2 protein-coding genes are annotated in these 3,329 nt (G+C 36.1%); both read right to left on the bottom strand.

Annotated features, from left to right (window positions below; all coding sequences use genetic code 11):
* Window positions 1–167: 167 nt before the first annotated feature.
* Window positions 168–1,442 carry a bifunctional O-acetylhomoserine aminocarboxypropyltransferase/cysteine synthase gene (locus tag AACU98_RS15570; protein ID WP_004250120.1) on the bottom strand — a complete coding sequence of 425 codons (1,275 nt, stop codon included), beginning with the start codon at window positions 1,440–1,442 and terminating at the stop codon, window positions 168–170.
* A gap of 188 nt (window positions 1,443–1,630) precedes the next feature.
* On the bottom strand, window positions 1,631–2,566 hold the full coding sequence (gene yddG, locus AACU98_RS15565; RefSeq protein ID WP_004245877.1) for an aromatic amino acid DMT transporter YddG: 936 nt from the start codon (window positions 2,564–2,566) through the stop codon (window positions 1,631–1,633).
* Window positions 2,567–3,329 lie beyond the last annotated feature (763 nt).

The raw sequence follows: 3,329 nt of genomic DNA, 5'->3' as shown, positions 1-3,329 counted from the left end.
ATAAAACACACTTTCTCTCATAGAGAATAAATTAAACACTCCTTTAAAAGAGCTATTATTTGTTTTTTTTTAAATAAAAAGCCATCTTTAAATTTAAAGAAGGCCTTTCTATTATTAATTAAATTACTATTACTTAATCGTTATTAATTAACTATTATTAATAACGGTTAAAAACTGGCGTTTAATGCTTGTTCTAGATCAGCGATAATATCGTCTATATGTTCAATACCAATTGAAAGTCGAATTAAATCACGAGAAACCCCCGCGCGTTCTAGCTCTTCATCATTGAGTTGGCGATGAGTGGTTGATGCAGGATGACAAGCCAAGGATTTAGCATCACCAATATTGACAAGACGTACAATCAATTTCAATGCATCGATAAATTTCGCACCCGCTTCAGCACCACCTTTGATACCAAAAGAGAGAATACCAGCAGGTTTACCTGACATATAACGTACTGCTAAATCATGCTCTGGGTGGCTGGTTAAACCTGCATATTTAACCCAGACAACTTGAGGATGATTTTGCAAATATTCAGCAACTTTTTGCGCATTTTCAGTATGACGCTCCATACGTAACGCTAATGTTTCTAGACCTTGAAGAATTAAGAAGGCGTTAAATGGCGAAAGGGCGGCTCCTGTTCCACGCAATGGAGCAACACGGCATCGCGCAATATAAGCAGCCGCACCAAAGTGCTCAACATAATTAACCCCATGATAAGAGACATCCGGTGTATTGAGGATTTCAAAACGATCTTTATGTTCAGCCCAAGGAAATTTACCTGAATCAACGACGATCCCACCAATAGAGTTACCATGACCACCAATATATTTAGTGAGTGAGTGAATAATAATATCAGCACCATGCTCAAAAGGGCGACATAGGTAAGGCGTTGCTACCGTATTATCAACAATTAAAGGGACACCATGACGATGAGCCACAGTGGCGAGAGCTTGAATATCAACAATATTACCACTTGGATTAGTGATAGATTCACAAAATACCGCTTTGGTTTTCTCATCAATTAACGCTTCAAGTGCCAGCAGATCATCATGGGGGGCAAAACGCGCTTCGATACCGATACGGGGAAAAGTATGTGCCATTAAGTTATATGTACCACCATAGAGTTTCGCAACCGACACAATGTTATCGCCCACTTGTGCAATGGTCTGGATAGCATAAGTAATCGCAGCCATACCCGATGCCACAGCAACTGCTGCAATCCCTCCTTCTAAGGCGGCAACGCGTTGTTCCAATACATCATTGGTTGGGTTCATGATACGCGTGTAGATATTGCCAGGTACTTTTAAGTCAAATAGATCAGCACCATGTTGCGTATCATCAAATGCATAAGAGGTGGTTTGGTAAATAGGCACCGCAACAGCTTTGGTGGTTGGATCAGGTGAATAACCAGCGTGAACAGAAAGTGTCTCAAGTTTCATAGCAATCCCTTTGTTCTTATCATATAGGTAGCTTCTAAATAGAAGTTAGATCTTTTAACTTATAAGTAATATAGATAAGCGGATATTAGCCTTGTCGCATAGTGAAAAAATTTCAACTTATACCAATGAGACTTTTTTAAAATCGAGAGTATTTATTCAAATACCCCCAATTGGCACGAAAATTTGACTTAAGAACCCTGTTTTACATTCGATTTGCTCGTTTTTGGCATTTTTGTCATTTTTTGACGAGTCGCTAACCAACAAATTAAAGAGCCGCCTGTCACCATCATAACGCCTTGCCAAAATGAAAAAGAGAGTGCTGTAGAGAGTAGTAGGGATGAAAAAGCCGTAGAAATTACCGGAGTAAAATAAGAAAGCGTCGCTAATAATGTCACATTACCGCTGATCATTCCTGCCGTCCACGCTGCATTAGCTAACCCTATCGCAGCCCCAGTAATAAGTAACAGTGAGATACTTTTTACATTAACCACCCACTCGATTGGAGCAGAAAAAATATATTGCCCCCAAAGTGCCAATGCCGTTAAGAAAAAGAAAGGCACAATACCATTATGTCCCCCCGAAATAAGACGAGTCACATTACTATAAAATGCCCATAACACGGCGCCGATAAACGCCAAAATATAACTGAGAGGGTTACGACAAATATTATTCCATAAGCTTTCTATTGTCAGTGGATTATCACCACTAACAACCCAAACAAGCCCACTGAATGAGCATAATAAACCCACAATCAATAGGATAGAGAATCGCTGTTTATTTAAGAATACCGCTAATGCCAGTGTAAAGCTGGGCCATAAATAGTTAACCATGCCAAGCTCTATAGCTTGTGCTCTATCACTAGCAAATCCTAGCGCCAACGATAAACAGATTTCATAACTAACAAATAAAAGTGCCCCCCAAGCAAGGTAACGCTTAGGAAAAAGAGATAACTTAGGTACCCCTAAGATCAAAATCAAAAATAGCGTTCCCGTTGTGTAAATCAGCGCAGCACCCCCTACCGCACCAAAATACTCACTGATATTGCGAATTAACCCAACAATGGTACTCCAAAGGAATATCGCCACAATGCCATAGAGTGTTCCTTTTGATGTACTGGAAATCATGTTTATACCTTCAGATTTAAGTTTTTCTCTATATAGCCGATAGTAAAACAGAATCGGGATAATTGCTTGAATTACTCACTCCCTATAGAAGAAGCGCACTCGAAAATGAAACATTTTGTTACAATTAATATAGCAAATTAAATATATTGATTTACTCCCAATACGAGTAATAAAAGTATCTTTTATTTTTATACGATAAAAATACGCTTTGTAATTTCCAATAAAAATGAATAAACAATATTTCTATTTTATTTACAAATAATAAATTTTCATTTTAAAATTTACTTAAATGCCCCCTTTCAGCGTGCTTTTTTACTTAACAAAAAGCCATTTTTCGTTTCATTTTATAAAAAAACTATCCATAAAATACATTTTATGAAACATCATCTTATAAGTATAAGTACGCTATCTTTTTACGATGCACCGGATAAATGATGAGATAGATGTAATAAAATCAAATAAAAAACCAAACAATATCAATCAGATAAAAAATCACTCACAAAACATTAGACAAAGTAATATATTTTTCTATTTTTTAACAATTAAATATTACCGATAGTTGAGCAGATATTAATAGAATTTATCTATAAAACCAGCAAAAAACGATCGTTTAAAACGATTTCTCTATTTTTTTTACCACATTTATAATTTTTGTAAATTTGACTTAAGTGAATATATGGCAATTTATTCTTTTTCACGAAGATTGCTATCACTCGCTTTTGTTTTAATAAATAAAATAGTCTTATTTGGCATTTTCCAAAAA

The organism is Proteus sp. G4380 (assembly GCF_963885725.1).
Taxonomy (GTDB): Bacteria; Pseudomonadota; Gammaproteobacteria; order Enterobacterales; family Enterobacteriaceae; genus Proteus; species Proteus mirabilis.
The sequence above is the reverse complement of the archived record's forward strand: the minus strand, read 5'-3'. Positions and strand labels throughout refer to the sequence as shown.